Source organism: Pseudomonas sp. (assembly GCF_037994325.1).
Classification (GTDB): domain Bacteria; phylum Pseudomonadota; class Gammaproteobacteria; order Pseudomonadales; family Pseudomonadaceae; genus Aquipseudomonas.
Genome location: NZ_JBBNAH010000508.1, coordinates 1 through 5,269 on the forward strand (window position 1 = coordinate 1; position 5,269 = coordinate 5,269).

Here is a 5,269-nt window from a genome sequence, read left to right on the forward strand (position 1 = left end):
GTTATAGGGTGATCGCAACGGTGCGCACAGCACACCCTACGGGGATATGCGTTAGCTTTCGTGTGCTACGCGCGCCAGGCGATAGAGTGATGCATACAGCACCCCCTAGGGCTAGACGCTACCGAGCCCCTGCCAATGCTTGGAGCCGATAAAGATAAAGCGCAATTGCTGCGTCATCTTGGCTTGCGGGGTGAGGTGCTCGGGCAGTTCGCTGGCCAGCGGGTCGATCAGCTCGGGCAAGGTGGCGAATACGGTTTTCACCACCAGGTCAGCGATTACCGCCTGGGCAGCGACATCCAGGTGCGGCAGTTTGGGCATATGCCCCAGGTCGCTGACCAAGTCGGCGGTGATGCCTTCGCGCAGCGCGCCGATGGCCTGCCGCACGAGCTTGGAGCCGCCATATTGCTCACGGGCGAGAAACAGAAATTGCGAGCGGTTGGCGGCTACGTTGGTGAGGAAGATGCGTACCGAGGCGTCGATTACGCCGCCCATTTGCATTTCGTTGTGGCGCACCTGGCGAATGGCTTCGCGAAAGGTCTCGCCCACTTCGGTTACCAGGGCCAGGCCCAGTTCATCCATGTCGCTGAAGTGCCGGTAGAAACCAGTGGGCACGATGCCGGCATGGCGGGTGACTTCACGCAGGCTCAGGCTGCCAAAACCGCGGCCGCTTTCCATCAGGTAACGCGCAGCATCAAGAAGCGCCTGGCGCGTCTGCTGCTTCTGTTCGGCACGAGGTGACATGCGTGGCGCGATTCCCTGCGGTGGTTTGCCGCGCACTCTAGCAAATGCATTTGGCGGGCGTCGAACCGGGGCACTTAATGTTGGCTCAGTGCACGAGTGTTGACTGAAAAGACCTGCTCTGGCAGTTTGGTGAACAGTTGTTCACCGAATCGTGCTGACACGCAGGAACTTTCATGACCCTAATTCCCTACGCCCTGGTGCGCCGCAGTGCGCGCCTGCTGGCCCCGCTGCGCTATTTGGTGGCCCATGGCTGGTTGCGTGAAGCCAGTGTTGACGCCGTATTGGCGTTTTTGCATCCGGCGTGGCGGCTCAACCGCGTATTTGCTCTGCTGAGCGCGCGGCGTTGGGTGGCCGATGACATGCTCGCCCTGACCCTGCTACCCAACGGCAACTGGCGTGGCGCGCAAGCCGGGCAGCATATTCAGGCTTATCTGCAGGTGGCTGGCGTGCGCCTTAGCCGCAGCTATAGCCTCACGGCGCTAAACCTCGATGGCAGCCTGGAGATCGCCATCAAGCGCCATCCGGGTGGGCGTCTGTCCAACCGCTTGCTGGATCATTTGGCCATCGGCGATGCCATTGAAGTCGGCGAACCCTTTGGTGAATTGCATTGGCCGCAGCAGGCCGACTCGGTGCTGTTGCTCGCCGCCGGCAGTGGCCTGACACCCTTGCTCGGCCTGTTGCGCCATGCGCTGCAAAAAGGCTTTAGCGCGCCGGTGGAAGTGCTGCATTACGTGCGTGACGCCGGCCAACTGGCCTTCGCCCACGAGCTGCAAGCCTTGCAGCAGCAATACCGCAACCTGCGGGTGCGGCCGATGCTCAGCAGCCAGTTGGGGCGCTTTGCCCCCGAGCATGTGCGCGCCAGTTCTGCCACCGCCGTGCTCAGCTGCGGCCCTTCAGGTTTTGTTGCGGCGGTGCAGCAGTGGTGGGGCGATACCGCAGCCACAACGCCGCTGCAATTCGAGTCGTTCAGCCCGCCCATCTTGACTGGAGAAACCGCCCACAGTCCTTTGCTGATGCGCTTTGCCCGTGCCCAACAAGAGGTGCTTGGCGACAGTTCCAGCTCGCTATTGCAGCAAGCCGAGGCGGCCGGTTTGCGCCCAGCCCATGGCTGCCGTCAGGGCATCTGCGCCAGCTGCACCTGTCTGCTGCTAAGCGGCGCGGTGCGCGACCTGCGCAGCGGTGCCGTGCTAAGCGAGCCGGGTCAGGCCATTCGCCTGTGCGTAAGCGTGCCGCTGGGCGATGTGGTTGTGGATATCTAAGGAGAACCCTATGCGTACTGATCGCCAACTGACTGCCAGTGAACTGCAGGCCTTCGCCGCCGAACTCGACGACCTCGGCCGCCGCCATCGTGCCGACTTGGGCGAGGTGGACGCCCGTTATATCCGCCGCCTGCGTAACGTTATCCGCCTTTTCAATTTGGCCGGCCGCGCCTTGCTGATGCTTGGCTGGTTTCCCCCCACCTGGCTACTCGGCACGCTGCTATTGGGCTTGGGCAAGATTCTGGAAAACATGGAGCTGGGCCATAACGTGATGCACGGCCAGTACGACTGGATGAACGACCCGGAATTCAGTGGCCGTACCTACGAATGGGACATCGCCGGCCCCTCGGACTTCTGGCGACATACCCACAACCATATTCACCACACCTACACCAACGTGCTGGGCATGGATGACGATATCGGCTACGGCGTCGTGCGCCTGTTTCCTGAGCAACGTTGGAAACCGTTCTACCGTTGGCAACCGCTGTGGGTAACCGTGCAGGCGCTGTTGTTTCAGTACTCAGTGGCGGTGCAGCACTTGCGTTTGGACAAGGTCTACAAAGGCAAAATAAGCCGCGCCGAACTCAAGCCGCTGCTGAAGGTATTTGCCGCAAAGATAGGTCGGCAGTGGTTTAAGGATTACCTGTTTTTCCCCGCGCTCGCGTTGTTGCTCGGCGCCAATGCGCTGGCTGTATTGGCGGGCAATGCGGTGGCCAATTTGCTGCGCAATCTTTGGACCTTTCTGATTATTTTCTGCGGCCATTTCACCGAGCGCGCAGCGGTTTTCCCCCGCGAAGTGGTGGCCAACGAAAGTCGCGGGCATTGGTATCTGCGCCAGCTCCAGGGCTCGAGCAACCTGCGCGGCGGCAAGCTGTTTCATATCCTCAGCGGCAACCTGAGCCATCAGATTGAGCACCACCTGTATCCCGACCTGCCGGCCCGCCGTTATGCAGCGATGGCCGTGGAAGTGCGCGAAATTGCTCGGCGCTATGGGCAAACCTATAACTGCGGCAGCCTTAGCGCGCAGTTCGCCACCGTGCTGCGGCGCATCTGGATTTACCGCCGGCCTAACAGCACGGCAGCGGCCATTGATAGCGCCACAGGTTGAATCATTTGCGCCGTATCGAAGTCGATAACTCTATAAAGCGCTAAAGCCAGGTCGTCGACCACGCCTGGTTATACTGGCGCCCGCCCCGCGGTGGCCCTGTCGCATTAAGCCGGGGGCTGTGGTTTAGGGAGAGGTGTGGATGACGTTGGCCCGTAAGATTGTGCTCTGGAGCCTGGCCGTTGTTATGGCCTTGGTGGCGATCCTGATTGTGGTGATTGCTACCTTTGACTGGAATCGGCTGAAGCCGACTATCAATGACACCGTCTCCGAGCAGCTCGGCCGCCCCTTCGCCATCACTGGCAATCTGGCCGTGCAGTGGGCCCGCGAGCCCGACGAGCCGGGGCTGCGTGCCTGGGTGCCGTGGCCGCATATCTCTGCGCAAGACATCACCTTGGCCAACCCGGACTGGGCCAAGAACCCGCAGATGGTCACGCTCAAACGCGTGGACCTGCGCTTATCCCCCGTGCCGCTGTTGTGGCGCACCGTGAGCATTCCGCGTATCGACCTGACCGCCCCTGGCGCCAACCTCGAGCGCCTGGCCGATGGCCGCAATAGCTGGACCTTTACCCTGAAACCCAGCGACCCCAACGAGCCGCCATCCGAGTCGCCGTGGACCCTGGATATCGGCGCCATCGGCTTCGACAAAGGCCAGGTCAAGCTTGACGACCAAAGCCTGAAAACCCAGATCGAACTGGTAGTCGACCCGCTGGGCAAACCGGTGCCGTTCGCGGAAATCGTCGGTAAACCAGACGCCGATAAAACCGCCGAAAAAGGCGCGTTGCCGCAGGACTACGCGTTCGCTTGGCAGCTTAAGGGGCAATACAAAGGCCAGGCCTTAAATGGCTCCGGCAAGGTTGGTAGTTTGCTGGCGCTGCAGGACAGCAGCCAGCCATTCCCGGTCCAGGCCAACGTGCAAATTGGCACCACTAAAATCGCCCTGGCCGGCACCCTGACCGACCCGAAAAACTTCGGTGCCCTCGACCTGCGCCTGCAACTGGCGGGCACCAGCCTGGGCAATCTCTACCCGCTTACTGGCGTCACCTTGCCCGACACTCCGGCTTACGCCACCGATGGCCACCTGCGTGCGCAACTGCGTGACCCGGCCGGTATGCAGTTTCACTACGAGCAGTTCAACGGCTCGATTGGCGACAGCGATATCCATGGCGACCTCAGCTACGTGGCCGGCCAGCCGCGCCCCAAATTAAGCGGCGCGCTGACCTCTAACCAAGTGCGCTTCGCCGACCTCGCGCCGCTGATTGGCGCCGATTCCAAGAGCGAGAAAAAAGCCCGTGGCGTGGTCAGTAATCAACCGGCCGACAAGGTTTTGCCGGTCGATGAATTCCGCACTGAGCGCTGGCGCGCCATGGACGCCGACGTCAACTTCACCGGCAAACGCATCGTCCACAGCGAGAAGCTGCCCTTTACCGACCTTAACGCCCACGTCGTGCTCGACGACGGCACGCTTAGCCTGGAGCCGCTGCGTTTCGGCGTAGCGGGTGGGCAACTAAACGCCACCATTCGCCTCGACGGCAGCCGTACTCCGTTGCAGGGCGCGGCCAAACTCAGCGCACGCAATTTCAAACTCAAAGAGCTGTTTCCCACCTTTGAACCGATGCGCACCAGCTTTGGCGCGCTCAATGGTGATGTCGAGCTGAGTGGCAGCGGTAATTCCGTGGCGGCGCTACTGGGCTCTTCAAATGGCGATGTGCGCATGCTGATCAACGACGGTGCCGTCAGCCGCGAGCTGATGGAGCTGGCCGGCCTTAACGTCGGCAACTATGTGGTCGGCAAACTGTTTGGCGATAAAGACGTGAGGATCAACTGCGCCGCTGCCGACATGGGTGTCAAAAACGGTCTGCTGACCACGCGCCTGGTGGTGTTCGATACCGAGAATGCGTTGATCCATGTCGATGGCACCGCCAACTTCAAAACTGAACAGCTGGATATGACCATCGACCCCGAATCCAAAGGTGTGCGGATTATTTCTCTGCGCTCACCGCTGTATGTACGTGGCACGTTCAAGAAGCCGGATGCCGGGGTGAAGACCGTGCCCTTGCTGGCGCGCGGTGCGGGCATGCTGGCGCTGGGGGCTATCGTTGCGCCCGTGGCCGGATTGGTGGCCTTGGTGGCGCCCAGTGGTGGCGGCGATCAGGTCAATGAG

4 protein-coding genes are annotated in these 5,269 nt (G+C 61.3%); 3 read left to right on the plus strand and 1 reads right to left on the minus strand.

The window, feature by feature from the left end; translation table 11 throughout:
* Positions 1-111: 111 nt before the first annotated feature.
* Entirely contained in the window at positions 112-741 is a 630-nt protein-coding gene (locus AAAB16_RS17125; RefSeq protein WP_110615676.1) for a TetR family transcriptional regulator, read from the minus strand.
* A gap of 173 nt (positions 742-914) precedes the next feature.
* Here AAAB16_RS17125 and AAAB16_RS17130 point away from each other — a divergent pair, with 173 nt between their 5' ends.
* The 3 genes from AAAB16_RS17130 to AAAB16_RS17140 form a co-directional block, all read left to right on the plus strand.
* Positions 915-2,000: an iron-sulfur cluster-binding domain-containing protein gene (locus AAAB16_RS17130; RefSeq protein WP_340664407.1), complete on the plus strand. Its 1,086-nt coding sequence runs from the start codon at positions 915-917 to the stop codon at positions 1,998-2,000.
* Between the two features lie 10 nt (positions 2,001-2,010).
* Positions 2,011-3,108 (plus strand): fatty acid desaturase, encoded by a 1,098-nt coding sequence (locus AAAB16_RS17135; protein WP_340664408.1) that lies wholly within the window; start codon positions 2,011-2,013, stop codon positions 3,106-3,108.
* A gap of 139 nt (positions 3,109-3,247) precedes the next feature.
* The coding region (locus tag AAAB16_RS17140) for an AsmA family protein (protein WP_340664409.1) at positions 3,248-5,269 on the plus strand (2,022 nt) is incomplete at its 3' end.